Origin of the sequence: Phreatobacter sp. AB_2022a (genome assembly GCF_026847585.1) — a bacterium.
In the GTDB taxonomy this organism is placed as follows: Bacteria; Pseudomonadota; Alphaproteobacteria; order Rhizobiales; family Phreatobacteraceae; genus Phreatobacter.
On the sequence record NZ_JAPSET010000001.1, the window covers coordinates 51,671 to 72,325 of the forward strand.

At 68.7% G+C, this 20,655-nt stretch carries 18 protein-coding genes; 10 read left to right on the top strand and 8 right to left on the bottom strand.

Annotated features, from left to right (window positions below; all coding sequences use genetic code 11):
- Positions 1-3: 3 nt before the first annotated feature.
- The 5 genes from OZ671_RS00255 to OZ671_RS00275 are packed head-to-tail and all read left to right on the top strand — an operon-like array spanning position 4 to position 5,400.
- Complete coding sequence (locus OZ671_RS00255) at positions 4-960, top strand: branched-chain amino acid ABC transporter permease (RefSeq protein ID WP_268858834.1); 957 nt, start codon at positions 4-6, stop codon at positions 958-960.
- Complete coding sequence (locus OZ671_RS00260; protein WP_268858835.1) at positions 960-2,717, top strand: branched-chain amino acid ABC transporter ATP-binding protein/permease; 1,758 nt, start codon at positions 960-962, stop codon at positions 2,715-2,717. The genes OZ671_RS00255 and OZ671_RS00260 overlap by 1 nt, the downstream gene beginning before the upstream one ends.
- Positions 2,704-3,408 (top strand): ABC transporter ATP-binding protein, encoded by a 705-nt coding sequence (locus OZ671_RS00265; protein WP_268858836.1) that lies wholly within the window; start codon positions 2,704-2,706, stop codon positions 3,406-3,408. Before OZ671_RS00260 ends, OZ671_RS00265 begins: the two co-directional genes overlap by 14 nt.
- An 11-nt stretch (positions 3,409-3,419) precedes the next feature.
- On the top strand, positions 3,420-4,589 hold the full coding sequence (locus OZ671_RS00270; RefSeq protein ID WP_268858837.1) for a serine hydrolase domain-containing protein: 1,170 nt from the start codon (positions 3,420-3,422) through the stop codon (positions 4,587-4,589).
- A 31-nt stretch (positions 4,590-4,620) separates the two neighbouring features.
- Positions 4,621-5,400, top strand: a complete 780-nt coding sequence (locus OZ671_RS00275) for an SDR family NAD(P)-dependent oxidoreductase (RefSeq protein WP_268858838.1) — start codon at positions 4,621-4,623, stop codon at positions 5,398-5,400.
- 72 nt (positions 5,401-5,472) lie between these two features.
- Here the strand turns inward: OZ671_RS00275 and OZ671_RS00280 are convergent, their stop codons facing one another.
- Positions 5,473-5,835: a nuclear transport factor 2 family protein gene (locus tag OZ671_RS00280; RefSeq protein WP_268858839.1), complete on the bottom strand. Its 363-nt coding sequence runs from the start codon at positions 5,833-5,835 to the stop codon at positions 5,473-5,475.
- Positions 5,836-6,030: 195 nt separating this feature from the next.
- On the opposite strand from OZ671_RS00280, the gene OZ671_RS00285 reads away from it, so the two are divergent.
- Positions 6,031-7,455 (top strand): FAD-binding oxidoreductase, encoded by a 1,425-nt coding sequence (locus OZ671_RS00285; protein ID WP_268858840.1) that lies wholly within the window; start codon positions 6,031-6,033, stop codon positions 7,453-7,455.
- A 57-nt stretch (positions 7,456-7,512) separates the two neighbouring features.
- Here the strand turns inward: OZ671_RS00285 and OZ671_RS00290 are convergent, their stop codons facing one another.
- From OZ671_RS00290 to OZ671_RS00310, 5 genes are all read right to left on the bottom strand, one after another.
- Entirely contained in the window at positions 7,513-8,229 is a 717-nt protein-coding gene (locus OZ671_RS00290) for a hypothetical protein (protein ID WP_268858841.1), read from the bottom strand.
- Positions 8,230-8,559: 330 nt separating this feature from the next.
- The gene (locus OZ671_RS00295; protein WP_442957039.1) at positions 8,560-10,110 is read right to left on the bottom strand and encodes a VOC family protein; all 1,551 of its coding nucleotides are present in this window, start codon (positions 10,108-10,110) and stop codon (positions 8,560-8,562) included.
- A gap of 4 nt (positions 10,111-10,114) precedes the next feature.
- On the bottom strand, positions 10,115-10,684 hold the full coding sequence (locus tag OZ671_RS00300) for an invasion associated locus B family protein (RefSeq protein ID WP_103168111.1): 570 nt from the start codon (positions 10,682-10,684) through the stop codon (positions 10,115-10,117).
- Positions 10,685-10,771: 87 nt separating this feature from the next.
- Positions 10,772-11,653: a cation diffusion facilitator family transporter gene (locus OZ671_RS00305; protein WP_038310330.1), complete on the bottom strand. Its 882-nt coding sequence runs from the start codon at positions 11,651-11,653 to the stop codon at positions 10,772-10,774.
- Between the two features lie 100 nt (positions 11,654-11,753).
- Positions 11,754-12,014, bottom strand: a complete 261-nt coding sequence (locus tag OZ671_RS00310) for a zinc-ribbon domain-containing protein (protein ID WP_268858843.1) — start codon at positions 12,012-12,014, stop codon at positions 11,754-11,756.
- 131 nt (positions 12,015-12,145) lie between these two features.
- Here OZ671_RS00310 and OZ671_RS00315 point away from each other — a divergent pair, with 131 nt between their 5' ends.
- The gene (locus OZ671_RS00315; RefSeq protein WP_268858844.1) at positions 12,146-12,613 is read left to right on the top strand and encodes a MerR family transcriptional regulator; all 468 of its coding nucleotides are present in this window, start codon (positions 12,146-12,148) and stop codon (positions 12,611-12,613) included.
- 9 nt (positions 12,614-12,622) lie between these two features.
- Here the strand turns inward: OZ671_RS00315 and OZ671_RS00320 are convergent, their stop codons facing one another.
- Together OZ671_RS00320 and OZ671_RS00325 are read right to left on the bottom strand one after the other, a co-directional pair.
- The gene (locus tag OZ671_RS00320) at positions 12,623-14,221 is read right to left on the bottom strand and encodes an amidohydrolase (protein WP_268858845.1); all 1,599 of its coding nucleotides are present in this window, start codon (positions 14,219-14,221) and stop codon (positions 12,623-12,625) included.
- An 86-nt stretch (positions 14,222-14,307) separates the two neighbouring features.
- Positions 14,308-15,888 (bottom strand): ABC transporter substrate-binding protein, encoded by a 1,581-nt coding sequence (locus tag OZ671_RS00325; protein ID WP_268858846.1) that lies wholly within the window; start codon positions 15,886-15,888, stop codon positions 14,308-14,310.
- Positions 15,889-16,521: 633 nt separating this feature from the next.
- On the opposite strand from OZ671_RS00325, the gene OZ671_RS00330 reads away from it, so the two are divergent.
- The 3 genes from OZ671_RS00330 to OZ671_RS00340 all read left to right on the top strand — a co-directional run bounded on the left by OZ671_RS00330 (position 16,522) and on the right by OZ671_RS00340 (position 20,565).
- Positions 16,522-18,468, top strand: coding sequence for an MOSC domain-containing protein (locus OZ671_RS00330; RefSeq protein WP_268858847.1), 1,947 nt, complete (start codon positions 16,522-16,524; stop codon positions 18,466-18,468).
- A gap of 49 nt (positions 18,469-18,517) precedes the next feature.
- Positions 18,518-19,717: a serine hydrolase domain-containing protein gene (locus OZ671_RS00335; protein WP_268858848.1), complete on the top strand. Its 1,200-nt coding sequence runs from the start codon at positions 18,518-18,520 to the stop codon at positions 19,715-19,717.
- Between the two features lie 125 nt (positions 19,718-19,842).
- Entirely contained in the window at positions 19,843-20,565 is a 723-nt protein-coding gene (locus OZ671_RS00340; protein WP_038310343.1) for a GntR family transcriptional regulator, read from the top strand.
- The last annotated feature ends 90 nt before the right edge of the window (positions 20,566-20,655 follow it).

Here is a 20,655-nt window from a genome sequence, read left to right on the forward strand (position 1 = left end):
AAGATGGATGCCGCGGCTCAGGTCGAGACATTCCTGCAACTTTTCGCTTCGGGCCTGATCATCGGCTGCAATATCGGCCTGATGTGCGTCGGTCTCGGCCTGATCTTCGGCATCATGCGCGTGATCAATTTCGCCCAGGGCGACTTCATGACGCTCGGCATGTATTTCGGCGTGCTGTTCGTCGGAGCGATGTCGGCCGGCAGCGGCGACGCCCTGCTGTGGGCGATGGTCGGCGCTCTCATTGCCGGCGTCGTCTTCTATGGCGTTGGCGCCGCCGTTCATGCCGGGCTGATCGGCAAGGTGAGCGGCATCCGCGTGCTCGCCCTCGAGGACGGCGGACATACCGCCCAGCTGATCCTGACGCTCGGCATTTCCCTCGTGATCCAGAACGGCGCGCTGATGGTGTTCGGCTCGACGCCGGTATCGATCGCGACGCCGGCGGCCGGGCGGGCCTGGGAGATCGGCCCCTTGTGGCACGGCGAGATCTCGATCTTCGTCAACCAGGCGCGCGGCTGGGCTGCCCTGCTCGCGGTGGCGGTCGCTCTCGTCCTCGCCCAGATCATGACCCGCACCGCCATCGGGCGCGAGCTGAAGGCCGCAGCCGACAATCCGACCGCGGCGACCTATATGGGCATCGATGTCAACCGCGCCCATCGCGTCGCATTCGGCATAGGCATCGCCCTGACCACGGTCGCGGGCGTGACGATCGCCACCTACCTGCCGTTCCAGCCCTATACCGGCCTCGAATTCGTGGTGCTCATGTATGCCGGCGTCGTGCTGGGCGGCATGGGCAGCGTCGGCGGCGCGTTCTGGGGTGGCCTGCTGATCGGGCTCGTCCAGCAGCTCTCGACGCTCGTCCTGCCGATCCAGCTGCAGACGACCGCCATCTTCGGCGTCTTCCTCCTCATTCTCCTGGTTCGGCCCCAAGGCCTGTTCGGCCGGAATGTGGAGCGGGCGTGATGAACTTCCTTGCTTCCCCGCGCCCCGCGGCGGTCGCCGTGGCCGCGGTTCTGGCCTTCGGCGCGCTCGTCGTCGGCTTCATCCATGACAGCTACGCGCTGCTCATCCTGACGCTGGTGCCGATCTGGGCGGTGATGGGCATTTCCTGGAACGTGCTCGGTGGCTATGCGGGCCTCGTCAGTTTCGGTCACGCGGCCTTTTTCGGCCTGGGTGCCTACACGCTCGGCATCGCCTACCACGATTTCGGCATCACGCCCTGGATCGGCTGGGCGCTGGCGGGTGTCGTCGGGGCGCTCGCCGGCTTCGTCGTCGGCATCGTCACCTTTCGGCTCAAGGGGCATTATTTCAGCCTGGCCATGCTGGCCTATCCTCTCGCCCTGCTGCACATTTTCGAGTGGGCCGGATGGACCGAACTGTCATTGCCGATGCAGCGCCAGTCGCCGGCCGCCTACATGCAGTTCGCCGATCCGCGCATTCTCGCGCTGATTGCGCTCGCCCTGATGGGCGTCGCGCTGTGGGCCTCGCTGAGCATCGAACGCAGCCGCTTCGGCCTGGCGCTGATCGCCATCAGGCAGAACGAGCTGGCGGCCCGCACGGCGGGGGTCGCCGTGCTGCGCTGGAAGCTCGCTGCCATCGCGGTGTCCGGCGCCATGGCGGGCCTTGCCGGCGGGCTCTACGCGGTGGTTCTCCTCGTCATCACGCCGCACTCCGCGTTCGGCATGCTGGTCTCGGCACAGGCGCTCATTGTGACGATGTTCGGTGGCCTCGGTTCTGCCTGGGGACCCGTGATCGGCGCGGCTATCCTGGTGCCGCTCTCCGAGCTGCTCTATGCGACCTTCGGCGCGCGGCTGCCGGGGATCCAGGGCGTCGTCTTCGGTCTCGCCATCATCGCGATCATCCTGGTGCGACCGCAGGGGCTGTTCTGGGCGGCACGCGACCGCTTCGCCCGGCATCGGAATCTTCCGGCGCTGCCGGCGGCCGGATCCGTCGCCTGGGCGGGCGCCGGGCAGGGGGCGGCGGGCCGGCCCTTGCTGGTCGCGGACGGCGTGTCGGTTCAGTTCGGCGGCCTGAAGGCCCTCGCAGACGTATCCTTGTCGGTCAAGGCAGGCGAGATCCTGGGTATCATCGGGCCGAACGGCGCCGGCAAGACGACGCTGTTCAATGCGCTCAACGGCATCATCACGCCATCGTCGGGAACGGTCAGCTATGACGGCCGGCGCCTGTCGGGTCTGCCGCCGGAAGCGATCTGCGCGCTCGGCATCGGCCGGACCTTTCAGACCGTCCGCTCCTTTCCCCGCCTGACGCTCCTGGAGAACGTCGTGGTCGGCGCCTTCGTCCGCCATCGCGACAATGCCTCCGCCCTCGCCGCGGCGAAAGCCGCGCTGGTGAGAACCGGCCTGAGCGATCGCGCCTCCGCGCCGGCATCGACTTTGACCAACCGGGAATTGCGCCTGATGGAACTGGCGCGCGCGCTCGCCGGCGGGCCGGGCCTCATCCTGATGGACGAGAGTTTCGCCGGCCTCTCGACGGACGATATCGAAGCCATGCTGCCGCTGCTGCGCAAGTTGCGCGACGAGGGAGTCACCATCGTCATCATCGAGCACACCATGCAGGCCATGGTGCGCCTGGCCGACCGGTTCCTCGTGCTCGACCATGGCGTGGTCATTGCCGATGGCATGCCGCAGGACGTCGTGCGCGATCGCGAGGTGATCGCCGCCTATCTTGGAAAGCGGTGGGCCGAACATGCTGCAGCTTGAATCGATCGAGGTCCGCTACGGCGGCCTCACCGCGCTCGACGGGGTCAGTTTCGAGGTCCGCGAGGGCGAGTTCGTTTCGATCATCGGACCGAACGGTGCCGGCAAGACGACGCTGTTCAAGGCCATTTCGGGCATCGTCGAGAGCGTCGGGGCGATGACCTTCGAGGGCAGGTCCTTGCGCGAGGTGCCCGCCGCCGCGCGTCCGCATCTGGGCATCGCCCACGTCCCGGAAGGACGGCAGGTGTTCGGCAGCCTGACCGTGGAAGACAATCTGCGCCTCGGCACCAAGGCGCTGGGTGCGCGCGGCGATGCCCCGCGCAATATCGAGCGGATCTACGGCCTGTTTCCCATCCTCGCCGAGCGGCGGCGGCAGTTGGCGGGGACACTGTCCGGCGGACAGCAGCAGATGCTGGCAATCGGTCGCGGACTGGCCTCCTCGCCGCGACTCCTGATGCTCGACGAGCCCTCGATGGGGCTCGCGCCCGCTGTGGTCGACCAGATCTTCGATGCGGTTCGCGCCCTGCATCGCGAGGCTGGCCTGACGATCCTGATCGTCGAGCAGCGTGCGATCGAGGCGATCGAGAGCTGCGACCGCGGCTATGTCATCGCCACCGGCAAGGTGGTCGCCTCCGGCTCGCGCGACGAGCTGCTCGCCAATCCCCAGATCCGGAGCGCCTATCTCGGCGCATGATGAGGTTTTCCATGGACATCCAGGCTGAAGCGCCGGGCCGGCAGGCGGTCCCGATCGGAGGGCATGTCGCGCCGGGCTTCGAAAAGGTGCGCGACGCCTTCGAGGCCAATTTTGCGAACGGCTCAGAATGCGGCGCGAGCGTCTGCGCGATGCATGCCGGCCGCGTTGTCGTCGACCTCTGGGGAGGCTATGCGGACCCGGCGCGGACGAAGCCCTGGCAGCAGGACACGATCGTCAACATGATGAGCGTCGCCAAGGGGCCGGTTTCGGTTGCGCTGATGCAGCTCGTCGAGGCCGGCAAGGTCGACCTCGACGCACCGGTTAGCCGGTACTGGCCGGAATTCGCCGCCAACGGCAAGCAGCATATCCCCGTGCGCTGGCTGCTCGACCATCGCGCCGGCCTTGCCGTTCTCGACCCCAATCTCGATCGGGGCGCGATCTACGACTGGCCGCGCATGGTCGCCGCGCTGGCGGCACAGCGGCCGCTCTGGGCGCCGGGTTCGCAGGCGGGCTATCACATCCTGACGATGGGCTTCCTGGTCGGCGAGATCATCCGCCGCGTCAGCGGCCTCAGCCCCGGCGCCTATTTGCGGCGGCATGTCACCGGGCCGCTCGGCATCGACTATCAGATCGGCTTGCTGCCGGATGAGATCGCGCGCGTCGCCACCTTCATACAGGCGACCGAGGGCACGATTTTCGACGTCGAGCGGACAGCGCCAGGCAGCCTGCTGGCCAAGGCCTGGAAAGAAATCCCGACGGACGAGGATTTCAATTCGGCCGCGTGGCGCACCTCGGAAATTCCGGGCGCCAACGGCCACGGCAATGCGCGGGCGGTCGCGCGGCTCTATGCCTGCCTCGCCCAAGGCGGTGCGCTGGAGGGCGTCCGGGTCCTGCGGCCGGCGACCATTTCGCTCATGAGCGCCGAGCAGCACAATCTGACCGAAATCATCATGAACCGGACCTACCACCAGGGTCTCGGCGTGCTGCGCAACTCGCCGCCCATCGTCTGGATGGGGCCGAACGCCGGAGCGTTCGGCCACCATGGCGTCGGTGGCGCGATCGGCTTTGCCGATCCGGAGGCCGGCATCGGGTTCAGCTACGCCATGAACCAGATGCATGCGCGCCTGGACAACGGTCCGCGCGCCGGCGGGCTCATTGCGGCGCTCTATCGATGCCTTTGACGACAGCAGGCGATTGGCAGGGAGGAGAGCGATGATGGTCGATCGGAAGGCGGATGTGGCGGTGGTGACGGGTGGTGCCGGTGGCATCGGCGAAGCGACCGTTCGCCGGCTGTGCGAGGACGGGTGGCGGGTCGTCGTCGCCGATCTGGATGCGGGGCGGGCGAGCGCGGTCGCCGAGCCGCTTGGTGCAGTCGGCATCGCGCTGGACGTTGCCGACACAGCGGCGGTGGCCAGGGCGGCCGACTATGTCGAGGCGGAGATCGGCCCGTGCGGCAGCGTCGTTGCCCTCGCGGCGGCGCTCGAAAATCCGCATCGTCCCGAGGACCAGGACCCGGTGGCCTGGGACCACATCTATGCCGCCAATGTCCGAGGCACGCTCGCGACCTGCACCGCGTTCGGGCGGAAGATGCTGGAGCGCCGCCGCGGCGCGATCGTCACGACTGCTTCCGTGACCGCCTTCGGATCCACGCCGCTGGTTGCCTATGGCTCCAGCAAGGCGGCGGTCATCAATCTGACCGAGAACCTTGCCGGCGCCTGGGGCCGGCAGGGCGTGCGGGTCAATTGCGTCTGCCCCGGCCCGACCCGCACGCCGGCCGTGGAACAGAGCTATGCGCGTGGTGAGCGCGATCCGGAAACCATGCGTCGGCAGACCGCGCTCGGCCGGCTGGTCAGGCCGGAGGACGTTGCCAACGCGATCGCCTTCCTGGTTTCGGATCAGGCAGCCGCCATTACCGGGGTGACCCTGCCTGTCGATGCCGGCGTGCTGACGGCTCGGCTGTGGAACCTCTATGGCGGAATTGCCGACCACTGATCGGCGCGGTGCGTGACGCGGAGCATGCGCGCCGAACCAGCCTGGAGATCCGGCGGTCCGGCGTCCTGCACGTCAGCCCGGCACGAGGTCGAAGAAGCCGACCACCGCGGCGAGCTTGCCGTCGGCTGCGATGCGCAGGATGTCGGTGCCCTTGACGACGGCGGGTCCGTCGCCGGCGGAGAGCTGCCAGCTCAGCCGGACATGGCTGCCGAAGCCGTCGGGCTTGCCGATGAGGCCGAAGCGCAGTCCGGCGAATTGCTGCTGGACGCCGCCGAGCACGGCGTCGATCTGGTCGTGCCCGCTGCCCTCGGCGACCGGGTCGACGAAATGGCCGTCGGCGGCCCAGAGCGCCGCGACCTTCTGGCGGCGTGCGCCGGCGTCGGTCTCGTTCCACATGGCGATATAGCGGTCGGCAAGTTCGCCCGGATGGGTCATGGTGGTCTCCTTGGAGAGGTGCAACGGGGCGCGATCATCGCGATCGGCGGGCGCGAACCAATTCCCTCTCAGGTCATCGCCGGGCCGGCTCCCGGGGCTTTCCGCCAATCGCGCGGGGCCTGTCTTTCTTGTGGCGGGCGGCCGTGCCAATAAGGCGCCCCGGGGAAGATCCGGCGGACGGCATGGAGGAGAGCCATGGCTTCGGATGACGAGGGCCTGATCGCGGAGCTTCACGCGCTGGTCGGCGCGCGCGGGCTGATCACCGCGCCGGATGACGTCGCGCCCTATCTCTCCGACTGGCGCGGCCTCTATCAGGGCCGTTCCCCCTGCGTGTTGCGGCCAGCCGATACGGCCGAGCTCGCCGGTGCCATGAGGATCCTGGCGCGTCGCCAGGTGCCGGTGGTGCCGCAGGGCGGCAATACCTCGATGGTCGGTGGCGCGATGCCCGACGAGAGCGGCCGACAGGTCGTGCTGTCGCTCGCCCGGATGAACCGGATCAGGGATATCGACGCGGTCGACATGACCATGGTGGCGGAGGCCGGTGTGGTGCTGAAGGCCGCGCAGGAGGCCGCCGCCGAGGCCGGCTGCCTGTTCCCGCTGTCGCTCGGTGCCGAGGGATCGGCAACCATCGGCGGCGTGCTCGCGACCAATGCCGGCGGCAACACTACGGTGCGTTACGGCAATGCCCGCGAGCTGATGCTTGGCCTCGAGGTGGTGCTGCCCGACGGCACCGTCTGGAACGGCCTCCGGCGGCTGCGCAAGGACAATACCGGCTATGCGCTGCGCCAGCTCTTCGTTGGCGCCGAGGGCACGCTCGGCATCATCACGGGGGCGGTGCTGCGGCTGTTCCCGCGGCCGCGGGCACGCGAGGTCGCCTTCTGCGCGCTGCCGGATCTCGACGCCGCGCTGGCGCTGTTCCGCCGCTTCCGCGACCGGGACGAAGCAAGCCTGCAGGCGTTCGAATACATGTCGGGCGCGGGCATCGACCTGGTGCTCGCCCATATTCCCGGCGCGACGCTGCCGGTCGCGAGCCGCGCCGGGCACTATGTGCTGGTCGATCTTGCCTCGCCCCGCCCGGACGCCGCCCTGCGCGAACTGCTGGAGGCCGTTCTTGGCGAAGCCTTCGAAGCCGGAGAAGTGGCGGATGCGGCGATTGCGGAAAGCGAGGCCCAGGTCCAGGCGATCTGGCGGCTGCGCGAGGAACATCCGGAGGCGCAGAAGCGGGCCGGGGCCAGCGTGAAGAACGATGTGTCCGTGCCGGTCTCCCGGGTGCCGGATCTGATCCGCGGCGCGAGCGCCGCCGTGACGGAGCTGATCCCGGGCGTCCGCCCGGTTCCGTTCGGCCATATGGGCGACGGCAACATCCACATGAACTTCGTCCGTCCGGACGGCATGGCCGACGCCGATTTCCTGGCCCGCAGCCATGACCTGATGGACCGGGTCAATACGGTGGTGCGCGCGCTCGACGGCAGCTTCTCCGCCGAGCATGGCATTGGCCGGCTGAAGCCCAGCATGCTGGCCGACTGGCGGGCGGGCGCCGAATTCGACCTGATGCGGCGGATCAAGGCGGCGGTCGATCCGCTGGGCCTGATGAATCCCGGCAAGGTGTTCGAAGCCTGACTGGATCGCGCGGCGCCGGAAGCGCGGCCCGGATGCCGCGCGAGACGGATAGCCGGCTCAGCGCGGCCAGAACCGGTCGCCGCCCTTCAGCGCCCGCTCATAGGCTTCGTCCCAGACGCGCAAGGGATAGACGACACGAAAGCAGTCGAAGCCGCGCAGCATGGCCGCCGCGCTGTCGGGCAGGCGGGTGACCACGTCGAGAATGAGCTGCTTCATCATCTGCGCCCGCTGCTCCAGATTGGGCGTCGGCTCGATCACCAGCGGCGTCTCACCCGTCGCCTGGGCCTGTGGCGCCGCCGGCTCGGTCGCCTGGACGATCAGGGCGCCCATCTGCTCGAACAGATAGTCGGCGCCGATCAGGCCGAGGCCGTGCTCCGTGCCGGCAATGCGGGCGCGGATGGCGGCGGCGGCGAAGCAGGCCGGCGCCAGCGGCCGCCCGAGCAGCGCGGCATAGTCATGGCGTTCGGCGTCGGGGTCGTCCGCGAGCTCGTCCGACAGGGCCTTGACGATGTCGGCCTCCTCGGCCGGCAGGTGGTTGGCGAGCGCGAGCGCCGCCTCGGCGCGGTGCGACTGGTACCAGCGCGTCGTCGCGCGGATTTCGTGCAGGACCGCCTCGCTCTGGGGCCGCGGCGCCTTGGGATTGTTGATGAACTTCCAGCCGCGCCAGGCGTGGATATCGGCAAAGACGTCGACGACGCGGCTGTCGAGCTCATCGAAAACAGCAAGCGCCGCAGGCGAATGCCGCTTCGGTGGCGTGGCGAGCGTCGTGGTCATGCCGCACCTCGTTGGATGAAGTCCGCCGTTCGAAGGCGCGTTCCGCTCCCGGGTCGTCTTCGGCGGCAGCGCGCCGGGCGCGCAGTGCCGCAGATCCCTGACCCCAGTGCGAGAATCGCTCCTCCCAGATTTCCACATTGCCAATTTGTCTGCTCCCCCCAAACGGGGGAATTACTGATTCTTTATACAGGTTGTCTGGCCCGCATAGCGAGCCCAAATGACGTTACGTCCGCTGCAGCTTGTCAATTGTCAAAAAGTGTTACGAGGTGGGAGCGCGGAAACGATCCGGCGGCGGGCGACTGTGCCCGTGGGCGGCCGGCCACTGGAGGCTCAAGCGCCGTACCAGGCGGCGTGCCAGGCTCGGATCGCCGCTATGTCGGCATCGCCGGATGCATGGCCTGCGGTCAGTTCGCGCAGGTCGACCACGGCGCCTCTTTCGCGCAATTGGCGGATCAGTCCCGCGGCCTCCGCAAGATAGGGATCGGTGGAGCCGGTCAGCGCCAGCACCTGCGCGCCGGCGAGGTCTGCGGCGGGCGGACTGTCCAGCACCTGCACCGGGCGCATGAGCACCGCGTTGCGAACCAGGCCCGGTTGCAGCATCATCGTCGCCGCAGCAAAGTTGGCACCGTTGGAATAGCCGAGCAGCATCGTCCGCTCGGCGTCGAGCCCATAGAAGGCGAGGGCCTCCTGAAGCGTCGCGGCGAAGGCTTCCGCCTCGCGCGCAATGTCGGCGGTGTCGAATGCGCCGGTGTCGAACCGCCGGAACCAGCGCAGCGACCCGGCTTCCGTGCTCCTGCCGCGAAAGCCGAGCAGGTTGGCGTTCGGCGCCGCCACATGGGCGAGCGGCATGAGGTCGGTTTCGTTGCCGCCGGTGCCGTGCAGCAGGACGATGGTGCTGCCGTCGCCGCCGTCCATCCGTTTCAGGCGGTGCACGAAGGCCAGATCGGCCCGCCGCTCGCGCGGTTCGCCGGGAAGGGCGATATCAGGCAATTGCAGCTTGACCGCCTCACCCGTGCCGGGCGGGACGAACAGGCCCTCACCGAGCCCGGCCGGGGTCTCGTCCACGGTCATGCCGGGGCCGTCGGTCGCCCGTTCGCACAGCGCGCCGCCCGGCTCGCGCCAATAGAGCGAGGTGAAATAGCGTCGGTCCTTGATCGGGCTGACTTCGCGGCCTTCATCCTCCAGCCGGCGGAGCGCCGCCTGAAGGCCTGCCGCGTCGGCGGTCCGGAAGGCGAGGTGATCGATCGTGCCCGGGCCGCTGGCACCGGGCCAGAAGCCGCTGGCGTCGCGCAGATCCAGGCTGTCGCCGGCGGGCGAGGTGAGGCGCACCAGCCCGTCCTCGCGGGCGGTTTCGCGATAGGAGAGATGATCCGCGAAGAAGGCCTCGCTCATCCGCAGCTGGTCGGTGAGCAGGGTCGCTCCCGCAAGGCGGCGAATGGCGTGCTCGGCCGGCACCGGGCCGTCCCCGAGCGGCGCGGCAGCCGCGAGATCGTCGGTGCCGGCGAGCCGCACCGTGGCGCCGTCGGGATCGGTGAGCCGCAGCACGGGCTGGCCGAAAAGCCGGGAGGGACCGGCGACCTTCACGCCGTGGCTCATCGCGCGGGTCAGCCAGAAGCCGATGCTGGCGGAGGGGATGGCCAGCGCGAGCTCGGTGAACTGGCCGAGCCCGACGCGCCCCGGCGCGCCGTCCTCCCAGACGAGAAAGGTCACCAGCGAGCCCGGAGAGCCCGCAGCATCCCCGTAAAAGAGATGGAGCTGGGTCGCGTCCTCGAACCCGCCGGTGCGCTTGACCAGGCGCAAGCCGAGGAAGCCGGCATAGAAGTCGACATTGGCCTGTGCCTGGCCGGTGACCAGGGTGACGTGATGCAGCCCCGCGGCCATCATGTCAGCGCAGCAGAGCCGCCGTGCGGTCCAGCGCCGGAGCGAGCCCCTTGAGCGAGATCGAGAAGGTGGTCTCGCGGCCGTCATCGGTCGCGACCTTCGCCTTGATGACCGTGCCGCGGCGCAGGCTCGCCAGCGTCCGCGCGTCGAACGACAGCGGCACCAGGCAGCCGGCGGGCAGGCAGGTGCGGAACCGCAAGGGCTGGCCGACCGGGCCGTCGTCGATCTGCAGGCTCACGCCCTTGTCGAGCGCCAGGCCAAAGGGCAGGACGAGCAGGCCTTCGGCCTTGTCGCCGACGGTCGTCAGCTCGACCGCCAGCACCCGCTGCCGGCTCTGCGGGTCCGACTGCTGCTGCGACAGCGCGCAGCGCTTGCCGGTGCCCTGCTGGACGCAGGCGACCTGCCAGTCCTGATAGGTCTCCTGCAGCGACGAGGCACCGCCCGGCAGGGGCGAGGCGGCCGGCGCGGCCGCCTGCGGAGCGGCAGCCTGGGCGCGCACCGCCGGCACGACGAATTCAGCAGCGCCGAAGGCGGTGGCGGCCAGCAGGGCGAAGGCGGCGAAGGTCTTGGTCATCGAGCGATCCGTGCGTTGCAGGATCAGCGTTGTGACGCAAAGAGGCGTCGCCGACAAGTTCCACTGCGCGCAAGGTGGGGCCGGCGCTCACGCGCCGTGCCCGGTTTCGTCCTCGATCTGGATCGTCGACAGGTGCAGGTCGTAGCGCTGTTCGAGCAGCGTCTCGACCTGCTTGCGCAGCGCGATCATGCCGTCCGGGCCTGCGCGGGTCACGATATGGGCGGTGACCACATTGCGGTCGCTGGTCAGCGACCAGACATGCAGGTCGTGGACGTCGGCCACGCCGTCGATCGCCTTCAGGTCGCGCTCGACGGCGGCCACGTCGATGCCGGCGGGCGCGGCCTGCAGCAGGACGTCGATGCTCTCGCGCAGCAGGATCCAGGTGCGCGGCAGGACCCAGAGGCCGATCGCGACCGCGATCACCGTGTCGACCCAGGTCCAGTTGGTCAGCCAGATGACGAGGCCGCCGAGGATGACGCCGACGGAGCCCAGAAAGTCGCTCCAGACCTCCAGATAGGCGCCCTTGACGTTGAGGCTCGCATCCTTGCCGGCCGACAGGAGGCGCATGGCGATGATGTTGACGATCAGGCCGAGCACGGCGATCACCAGCATCGGCACGGACTGGACCTCGGGCGGTGCCGCGAAGCGCTGCCAGGCTTCGTAGAGGATGTAGATGGCGACGCCGAACAGCAGCACCGCATTGAAGGCGGCAGCCAGGATCTCGAAGCGGTAGAAGCCATAGGTGCGCCGCATGTCCGGCGGGCGGCGCGCGATGCGCACCGCGGCCAGCGCGATGGCGAGGCCGACCGCATCGGTGAACATGTGCGCGGCGTCCGAGAGGAGCGCCAGCGAATTGGTGAGGATGCCGCCCACCACCTCGGCGACCAGGAAGGTCGTGGTGAGGGCGAGCGCGATGGTCAGCCGCGTCTGGTTCTGCGTGCGGGCGCCATGATCGTGGCCGGCTCCCATGGGGTCACTCCTTCGTGTGTCGGGGGGCGGGGAATAGTCATGGCCGGCAATGCGGTGATGACATTGCCGGCGAACCGGAGCGGGACGATCGGCTCAGCGATCAGCCCGCCGCGCCGCACTGCGGACAGAACTTTGCAGAAGCCGGTCGTTCGGTCGAGCAGGACGGGCAGGGCCGCGTGCCGAGCGCGGTGCCGCACTGGCCGCAGAACCGGCTGCCGGTCGTGTTTTGCGCTGCGCAGGCCGGGCAGAGGATCGCCGCCGCCGGCGATCCCGTCGTGGTCGGGCCATAGCCGTAGCCGCCGTGATGGCGGCTCTGCCGGCCGTGGCGGCCGCCACCGAGAAGGTGCTTGAAAAAGCTCATGGTTCGTCTCCGCTCCGGGGCCTGCGGCCAGGGTGGCGGAGTGAAGCCGGTCGGCGTCGCCCCCCTTGGAAAACCGGGCCGACTTGGTCTATGCAACCTCCAGCGACTAGAGGTTCAAGCGGTTTTTTGCGATGACCGGAAAAATACGGGCAGGCGGTCTCAGCATCGGCGCGCTGGCCCGGCGCGCCGCCACCAAAGTGCCGACCATCCGCTACTATGAGACGATCGGCCTGATGCCTCCGCCGTTTCGTTCGCAGGGCAACCAGCGGCTCTACGACGCACGCCAGGTGAGCCGGCTTCTGTTCATCCGCCACGCCCGGGAGCTCGGCTTTCCGATCGAGGCGATCCGCACTTTGCTGGCATTGACGGATGGCCCCGAACGGTCATGCGACGAGGCGGACCGCCTCGCCACTGCCCAGCTCGTTCAGGTCCGCAGCCGCATCGCCCGGCTGAGGGCGCTGGAAGCCGAACTCGAGCGGATGACGGAGAGCTGCCGAGGTGGCCGGGCCACCGATTGCCGGGTGATCGAGATCCTCGGCAATCACGCGCTGTGCGCGGCCGACCATCCTCTCGCCGAGGAGGGGATGGCCGGCGCGTAGGGCGATCGATCAGATCGGTTCGCCGGCCCCGGTGCCGCGGCGCGGGGTCGGGAAGGTCCATTCCTCGCCGCGGCGGGTCGAGACATATTCCGGCCAGCGCAGGTCGACCGGCGGATCGAAATCGGCCGGCAGCAGCGGCCCGACCCAGTCCTTGCCGCCGACGCCACCGCCTGTGCGTTCGCGGAATTCGGTCTGGCACGCCTCGAGGGCGCCGGGCTTGGTCGCCAGATCGACCATGGTCAAGGCCATGGTCTTGGCGGCGACGAACAGGCCGGGATCGACCGCCGCGGGCAGGCCGCCGATCGCGTTGTACGCCCAGTTGGGATAGGCATAGCCGGGCGAGGGCGGCCTCAGCCGCGGCCGCGCCGCCAGCAGCCTGACGGTCGGACAATGCCAGGAATATTCGACGTAGTCGTCGGCGCTGAGATGGCTCTGCCAGCCGGCGAGGGTGCGCTTCAGGCCCTTGTCGTTCTCTTCCGGCGTCGTCAGCGTCGTCACGCTTTCGATGAACGGGTTGGCCATCGGCTCGAGGCCGAGATTTTTCTGGATCTCCCGGCCGAAGGCGAGCGCTTCCTCCGCGTAGGTAGGCGCCCCGACCGCCCGAAGATTGTCCCAGGTCAGGTTGGTCAGCGCCGTGTTCGGCAGGCCGACGCGGGTTTTCGTGACCCAGCGCACGAAGGCCTTGCAGCCCGTGGCGAGCGCCGCCGAGCGGGCGTTGCGGGCGAGCACGCGCCAGATCTGCTCCTGGATGGCGAGTGACGAGGAGCGCCAGGAATACTGGATCTGGCTGAAACGGGGCGGCAGGTTGTCGGAGGTGGCGCCGGCATCGCCCAAGACGAATTCGTTGAGTGTCCACGAGCCGCTGTGCGGAAACATAGCCTCCTTGGTGTATTTGGTCGTCGTATACATCAGGCAGAGCGCGTCGAGCGCGCCGGGGGCGCGGGCGACCGCGTGAGTGGCCTGGGTTGGCATCAGCGAGGGATCGACCCAATTTTCCGGATCGTCCGCCTCGAAGGTGATGATCGCGCTCCAATAGGCGCCGAAATGGATGTCCCCGGTGACCGTATTGCTCGGCCAGGGGTGCCAGACGACGGCCGCATCGAGCCCGTCGTAGTAGCCCTTGGCGGCATGGATCGGCTTGGAGCCGCAGACCTTCTCGGCAGGCTCGCCGAACAGCTTCAGGGTTGCCGCGACCCCGTGCTGCTGGAACGCCGCCTTGGTGGCGAGCATGGCGGTGAGCGACGCCGTGCCCAACACGGAATGCGGGTCGGTATGGCCAGCCGCGTAGGGATGCAGGCCCTCGCGCGGGGCCTCGCGCGGCACAACCTGCTGCGAATTGCCGGGCACCGCGTCATATTCGGAAAAGCCGGCGAGCACGGGCCCGCCGGAGCCCCAGCGCGCAGCGAAGGCGGTCGGCATTTCGCCGGAGCCGGCCTCCACCTCGAAGCCTTCCTCCTTGAGGATGTCGACATAGGCGTCGAGCGAGCGGTATTCGCGCCAGGCCGGTTCGGCAAAGGCCCAGATCCGCTCGTTGAAGGCGGACAGGCGCTTTTCATTGCGCGCGATCCAGTCGAGCGCGCTCTGACGGACGGCTTGGGGCTCGGTCATCGGTAGTCTCCATTGTCGCGAAGTCGGGTGCCGGCCGGGAGGAGCCCGGCCGGTTCGGATGGCGTGAAGCGAAGCGCGGCGGCACGTCAGGCGCGCCTGACGTTCCAGAAGGTGGCGAAGCCGTCGAGCACGCCGGTCAGCGAGTTGCGATAGGCCGTCGGCTGCAGATATTGGCCGAGCGGATAGAACGGCACGTCGTTCACCGCCTCGATCTGGATGTCGCGGCAGATGGCGGCCTGGGCGGCCTCGTCGCCGGTTTCGAGCCAGGCCGAGCGCAGGCTGTCGATGCGCTGGTTGCGCGACCAGCCCGGATAGCTGCCGTCGGCGCGCAGGGCCATGTGAACGGCGGGGTTCAGCCAGTCCATGCCTGCCCAGTTGGTGACGAAGGCGCTCCAGCCGCCTTCGGAGACAGGGCCCTGCCGGTTGCGGCGCTGCAGCATGGCGTTGAACTCGACGACATAGACCTCGACATCCATGCCGACGCGCTTGAGCATGTCGGCCGCGACCGCGCCGATGGCGGCGAGCGCGCCGGCATTGGAGGCCATGATCACGACCTTCTCGCCCTTGTAGCCGGCGGTGCGCAGCTCATCCTTGACCTTCTCGACCTGGCGCGGGCCGGAGAGCATGTCGAGGCCGGCGGTCGTCGCCATCGGCGTGCCCGGGCAGAAGTAGCCGAGCGGAATGTTGAAGAGCGTGGCATCGTCGGTTCCGACCACCGCCTCCATGTAGTCGCGCTGGGCGAGCGCGCCCCAGAGCGCGCGGCGGATGGCCGGATTGTCGAAGGGCGGATGCAGGAAGTTGAGCCGCATCATGCAGACGAATCCGGTCGGGTCGAGCACCCGTGTCGTCACCTGCCGGGCGCCTTTCAGCATCGGCAGATGATCGTGATAGGCATATTCCTGCCAGTGCTGGGCGCCCGACATGAGCGCGGCGGTGGCGGTCGAGGGGTCGGGGATCGAATTCCATTCGACCCGATCGAAATGCACGACCTTCGGGCCGGAGGTCCAGGTCAGTTCGCCGTCCTTGCGCGGCACGTAGCGCTCGAAGCGGGTGAAGACGTTGATCGATCCAGGCGCCCGCTCGTCCATCTTGAAGCGGAACGGGCCGCTGCCGATGATCTCGGCGACGGGCTTGAAGGGATCGGTGGTGGCGAGCCGCTCGGGCATCATGGCGCACACCGGCACGGACGCCTTGCCGAGCGCGATCGGCAGCAGCGGGAAGGGGCGCTTCAGTCTGAAACGGATGGTGCGGTCGTCGGGAGCGGAGAGTTCGTCGGTGGCCGCCATCAGCGCGACGCCGAACGTGTCGCGCTGGCCCCAGCGCTTGATGCTGGCGACGCAGTCGCGCGCGAGCACGCGTTCGCCGTCGTGCCAGAAAAGATTGTCGCGCAGCGTGAGGTCCCAGCGCTTGCCGTCATCCTCGACGCGATGGCCGTCGACCATCTGCGGCGTCGCCTGATAGCGCGCGTTCATGCCGTAGAGCGTGTCGTAGACCATGTAGGCGTAGTTGCGCGTGATGTAGCCGGTGGTCAGGATCGGATCGAGGGTCACGAGGTCCTGCTGCGGCGTGAAGCGCAATGTCGTCTCGCCCGCCGCGCGCAGGCGGGCGGGCAGGGCGAGCGAAGCCGTGCCGAGGCCGGCCGCCTGCAGAAATTCACGCCGTTTCATGGGGTTCCTCCGTCAGCATGGAATGGGCGAGCGCGGCCCGGCGCCGCATTCGAGCGCGACGAAGGCACGGCGTCGCTTGAGCACAGCGCGTCGGCCTTGCGGCATGAGCCGTTGGGCAGGCGTGCCCGCATTTCCGTCCGTCCCTCGAATGCCGTCCCTGGCGCCGGCAAGACGCGGGAGACGGGCAAAGCTGTTCTGGTGATCTTGTTCCTCGTGCCCTTGTCCCTGGCACTTGCGGCAGATGGCCGGTCGAAGGCGCTGCGGCAGCGCCCGCGCACAGACCGTCAGGCCCGCCACGTCCGCCAGCATTGGCCGATCGGCGGCGAAGCACCATTGCCGACATCGCGTGGTAGAAATTCATTCGCGCCGGGTGTCGGAAAGCCCCGGACGGAGTGTTGTGCTGTGTCGGTTTCGTCTGCGCGAATCTTTTTCACTTCCGGCAGTTCATGAGAGCGCTTTCGGCGGGTTCTCGATACAAAAAGATTGTATGAGTTCAGACTTTTGGGTTGATTTTACGCAGGTCGAGTTTGTTCCACATTGCGCGATCGGCGATCGCAGTATATGGAAGCCGTCAACTGCTCGGCGCACGTCCGGCCGAGCGGGGCCAAGCGCAATCGAAGGGAGCTGGCAACCGTGTTTCGGACATCGCCGTCGGAGAAGTGGGACGACGTTCCGGCAAACGATTGCCGACTCGCGGCGATCCGTGTCTTCCCGTTGAAGTCGGCGGCGGGCCTGGTGCGTCGCACCGTCACCGTCGAGCCGGAGGGATTGCTGGACGACCGGCGGCTGATGGCGGTCGGCGCCGACGACAAGGTGCTCACCGCACGTGCCGCGCCTGCGCTCCTGACGGTTCAGTGCGAGATCGACGGTGACGACATCGTGCTCATGGCGCCGGGCCGGACGCCGCTCGTCATCGCCAAGCGCGACCTGCGGCCGCTCGCCCGCGCGGTGACCCTCTGGCGCTCGAAGGTGCTGCCGCTCGATGCGGGCGAGGCGGCCGCGGCCTGGCTTTCGGAGCTAGCCGGCCAGCCGTGCCGCCTGGTCGTCAAGGGGCCCGATACCCGGCGCGCCATGGTGATCGATCCCGGCTGCGAGGTGTCTTTCGCCGACACCGCTCCGATCCTCCTGGCCAATGCGGCCTCGCTCGCCCATCTCAATCTCTATCTGGACGAGCCGGTCGGCATGGACCGGTTCCGGCCCAATCTGGTCATTGCCGGCGCAGCCGCCTATGCCGAGGACGGTTGGGCGCGCATCCGGATCGGAGCGGTCGAATTCGACGTCGTCGGCCCCTGCGACCGCTGCGTCATGGTCACCCTGGATCCACGCACCGGCCAAAGGCGGACCGATCAGGAGCCGCTTGCGACGCTCGGGCGCGAGCGGCGGGGCGAGGATGGCAAGGTCTATTTCGGCCAGTTCCTGGTCCCCCGCGGACCTGGCCGGCTGTTCGCCGGCGATCCGCTCACCGTCCTGGCGCGCAAGGCGCCGGTCGTGCTGAAGCCGGGCAGCCCGCCGCCGCGCCGTGCCCCCCAGCCGGACGGCCGCCGGGGCAGGCTGCTGCATTGCGTCGGCACCGAGGACGAGGCGCGGGACATGCGCACCTTCCGCTTCCGCGTCGAGGCGGGCGAGGCGGTCGCCTATGAGCCCGGGCAGTTCATCACTCTGCTTTTCGACGGCGCGGGCGAAACCGAACGGCGGAACTATACGCTGTCGTCCTCACCGTCGCGGCCCGGCGAACTCGCCGTCACCGTCAAGCGTGTCGCCGGCGGGGTGCGGTCGAACTGGCTGCACGACAATTTCCACGCCGGCGCGAGCCTGCGGGCGCTCGGTCCGAACGGCCGGTTCCATCTGGCGGCGCGGGCGGACGATCGCCTGCTCCTGCTGTCGGCCGGCAGCGGCATCACCCCGATGATCGCGATGCTGCGCTTTGCCGCCGATCGCGATCTGCCTCTCGATATCGTCTTCCATCACGGCGCGCGCACCGCCGCGGACCTGCCGTTTCTCGCCGAGCTCCGAGCGCTGCGCGCCCGGCTGGGGCCGCGGCTGCGCCTATCCTGGAACCTGACGCAGGCTGCCGGGGCCCATGATATCGATGGCGGACGCCTGTTCCATGGCCGCTTCGATGCGGCGATGATGCGGGCTGTGTGCCCCGATCTTGCCGCGCGCACCGTCATGTGCTGCGGCCCGGAAGGTTTCCGCCGCACCGCCCGCGCGATCCACACCGCCATGGTGCCGGATCGGCCCGCGGCATTCCTTGAAGAGAGCTTCGGGACGGACGCGCCGGTCGAGCCGGGCGAGGCGGCGTCTTATCGCGTGACGTTCCGCGCGAGCGGTGTGATCGCCGAGGGCGAGGGCCGCACCACATTGCTGGCGCTCGCGCGCGCCAAAGGCATTGCGCCGGAAGCCGATTGTGAGGCGGGGATCTGCGGCACCTGCCGGGTGCGCGTGACGGCCGGCGCGTGGCGGCTCGCGGCCAACTGCGCCGATCCCGGACGCACCGTGTTGTCGGCCGTCGAGAAGGCCGGGGGCTTCGTGCTCGCCTGCTCGACCGAGCCGGTCGGCACCGTCGAGGTCGACCTCTGACATCCCATGATCCCGATCGAGCCGTGCCGCCATGCGGAAGGACCCTGTCATGACCATCGAGACCGCGCGCTATCCGTTCCGTGATCCGCTCAATCCCGGCGCGCCGATCATTCCGCGCCGCGGCTGGGACATCGCCCCCTATCACCGCTGGACCTTCCAGCATATCCGGGAGATGACGCCGACCGCGCAGGTCTGGCGCGGCGCGGGGCCGGTCATGGCCATGCCGGAGGCCCTCAAGGACGTTGGCGGCCTCGCCTACAGGCTGGGCGGCCGCCAGCGCACGATCGAGGCGTTCCTGCAGGAGAGCTTTACCGACGGTTTCCTGGTGCTGCATCGCGGCGCGATCGTTGCCGAGCACTATTTCAACGGTCTGGTTCCGCACGGCACGCATCTGGCCATGTCGGTCACCAAGTCGATCGTCGGTCTCCTGGTCGGCATTCTCGTCCATCGCGGCATCATCGATGTCGAAGCGCCCGTGACCGACTATCTGCCCGAGCTCGCGGCGACCGCCTATCGCGGCGCGCGCGTGCGGCATGTGCTCGACATGACGAGCGGCGTGACGTTCGACGAATCCTACACCACCGAGGGGTCGCACATGATGCGGCTCGACCACGCCTGCGGCTGGAAGGATCTGACCCGCCCCGAATGGCCGAAGACCATGTGGGAGCTCGTCCTGACGCTGACCGACCAGGACTGCGAGCACGGGACGCGGTTCAGCTATCGCTCGATCGAGACCGACGTGCTCGGCTTCATCGTGGAGCGGGCGACCGGAACGCCGCTCGCCGAACTCATGAGCCGCGAGATCTGGGCGCCCATGGGGGCGGCGGAGGATGCCTACATCACCGTCGACCGCGGCGGCACGGCGCTCGCCGATGGCGGCTTCTGCGCGAGCCTGCGCGACTATGGCCGCCTGGCGCTGCTGCTGCTCGGCAACGGCCGGCGGGATGGGCGGCAGATCATCCCCGCTGCCTGGATCGAGGCGACGCGCGCGGGCACCGGCGAGCTTTTCGGCGAGCTCTACCGGACGGTGCTGCCGCATGGCGCCTATCACAACCAGTTCTGGATCGAGGACGTGCGCCGCCGCTCCTATGTCGCACGCGGCATTTTCGGGCAGTTCATTTTTATCGATCCGCAGGCCGATTTCGCCGCGGTCAAACTCTCCACCTGGCCCGATTTCACCAGTCCCGAGCGGGCGCTGGACACGCTTGCCGCCTTCAGGGCGATCCGCGACCACCTCGAAGCCGCATGACGCCGGCCGGGCGGGTCGGCTCCGGCGCTTGTTGGCGCGCCCTGCATCGCAGACGCGTCAATGTTAGAATCAGCCCAAAAAGTGCAATCAGACGACAGACCCGCGATTTTCCGGTCAGGACAACGATGGCGACAAGAACCCAATTCGGCCTTTCGCAGCTGGACGCGGCGCCGCTGCACGAAAAGGTCTATCGCGAGATCGTCCGGGCGCTGATGTCCGGCGAGTTCGAGCCCGGGCAGAAGCTGACCTCGCGCAAGCTCGCCCAGGAGCTCGGCACCAGCGACATGCCGGTGCGCAGCGCGCTGCTGCGGCTGCAGGCGCTGCGGGCGCTGCGGCCCTTGCCGAACGGCAGCATGGAAGTGCCGCTGATGACCTCGGCGGCCTTCGTCAATCTGATGGATGCCCGCACCGTGCTGGAAGGGGCCGCGGCGGAGCGGGCGGCGGGCACGATCAACGGCAACAACCTGCGCACGATCCGGCGCAATTGCGCCGAGCGGATGAACGCGATCGAGGTGGGCGACATCGGCGCCTATCTGAGGGCCAATTACGACTTCAAGTTCGCGATCTACCGTCATTGCGGCAATGAGGAGATGATCTTCCTGATCGAGACGCTGTGGATGCAGGTCGGCCCGTTCCTGCGCAACATGGCCGACTGGTTCAAGGGCGATCTCTCCGAGCTGATGGCCGTCGATCATCACGCCGAGGCCCTGGCCGCGCTCGAGGCCAAGGACGGGCCGCGGGCGCGCGAAGCGATCGAGAAGGATATCCGCGAAGGCGAGATGTATCTGCTGAAGAGCGCCCGTTTCCACGACAGCCCCGCCGAGCCGACCGCGCGCCGGGCGTCCTGACCGTCCGAAGCCGTTCCTGGCCGCCGGCCGGGGCTGCGACATTGGCCGCGCGGCCGTGTCGGCGCGCAAATGTCGAAGCCGGACCGGCCG

Excerpts from the sequence above, each read along its gene's own strand:
- OZ671_RS00255 (WP_268858834.1), top strand. The coding sequence starts at position 4 with ATGGATGCCGCGGCTCAGGTCGAGACATTCCTGCAACTTTTCGCTTCG.
- OZ671_RS00335 (WP_268858848.1), top strand. The coding sequence starts at position 18,518 with ATGACCATCGAGACCGCGCGCTATCCGTTCCGTGATCCGCTCAATCCC.
- OZ671_RS00305 (WP_038310330.1), bottom strand. The coding sequence starts at position 11,653 with ATGGGAGCCGGCCACGATCATGGCGCCCGCACGCAGAACCAGACGCGG.
- OZ671_RS00310 (WP_268858843.1), bottom strand. The coding sequence starts at position 12,014 with ATGAGCTTTTTCAAGCACCTTCTCGGTGGCGGCCGCCACGGCCGGCAG.
- OZ671_RS00315 (WP_268858844.1), top strand. The coding sequence starts at position 12,146 with ATGACCGGAAAAATACGGGCAGGCGGTCTCAGCATCGGCGCGCTGGCC.
- OZ671_RS00325 (WP_268858846.1), bottom strand. The coding sequence starts at position 15,888 with ATGAAACGGCGTGAATTTCTGCAGGCGGCCGGCCTCGGCACGGCTTCG.
- OZ671_RS00300 (WP_103168111.1), bottom strand. The coding sequence starts at position 10,684 with ATGACCAAGACCTTCGCCGCCTTCGCCCTGCTGGCCGCCACCGCCTTC.
- OZ671_RS00290 (WP_268858841.1), bottom strand. The coding sequence starts at position 8,229 with ATGACCACGACGCTCGCCACGCCACCGAAGCGGCATTCGCCTGCGGCG.
- OZ671_RS00340 (WP_038310343.1), top strand. The coding sequence starts at position 19,843 with ATGGCGACAAGAACCCAATTCGGCCTTTCGCAGCTGGACGCGGCGCCG.
- OZ671_RS00265 (WP_268858836.1), top strand. The coding sequence starts at position 2,704 with ATGCTGCAGCTTGAATCGATCGAGGTCCGCTACGGCGGCCTCACCGCG.
- OZ671_RS00260 (WP_268858835.1), top strand. The coding sequence starts at position 960 with ATGAACTTCCTTGCTTCCCCGCGCCCCGCGGCGGTCGCCGTGGCCGCG.
- OZ671_RS00275 (WP_268858838.1), top strand. The coding sequence starts at position 4,621 with ATGATGGTCGATCGGAAGGCGGATGTGGCGGTGGTGACGGGTGGTGCC.
- OZ671_RS00295 (WP_442957039.1), bottom strand. The coding sequence starts at position 10,110 with ATGGCCGCGGGGCTGCATCACGTCACCCTGGTCACCGGCCAGGCACAG.
- OZ671_RS00320 (WP_268858845.1), bottom strand. The coding sequence starts at position 14,221 with ATGACCGAGCCCCAAGCCGTCCGTCAGAGCGCGCTCGACTGGATCGCG.
- OZ671_RS00285 (WP_268858840.1), top strand. The coding sequence starts at position 6,031 with ATGGCTTCGGATGACGAGGGCCTGATCGCGGAGCTTCACGCGCTGGTC.
- OZ671_RS00280 (WP_268858839.1), bottom strand. The coding sequence starts at position 5,835 with ATGACCCATCCGGGCGAACTTGCCGACCGCTATATCGCCATGTGGAAC.
- OZ671_RS00270 (WP_268858837.1), top strand. The coding sequence starts at position 3,420 with ATGGACATCCAGGCTGAAGCGCCGGGCCGGCAGGCGGTCCCGATCGGA.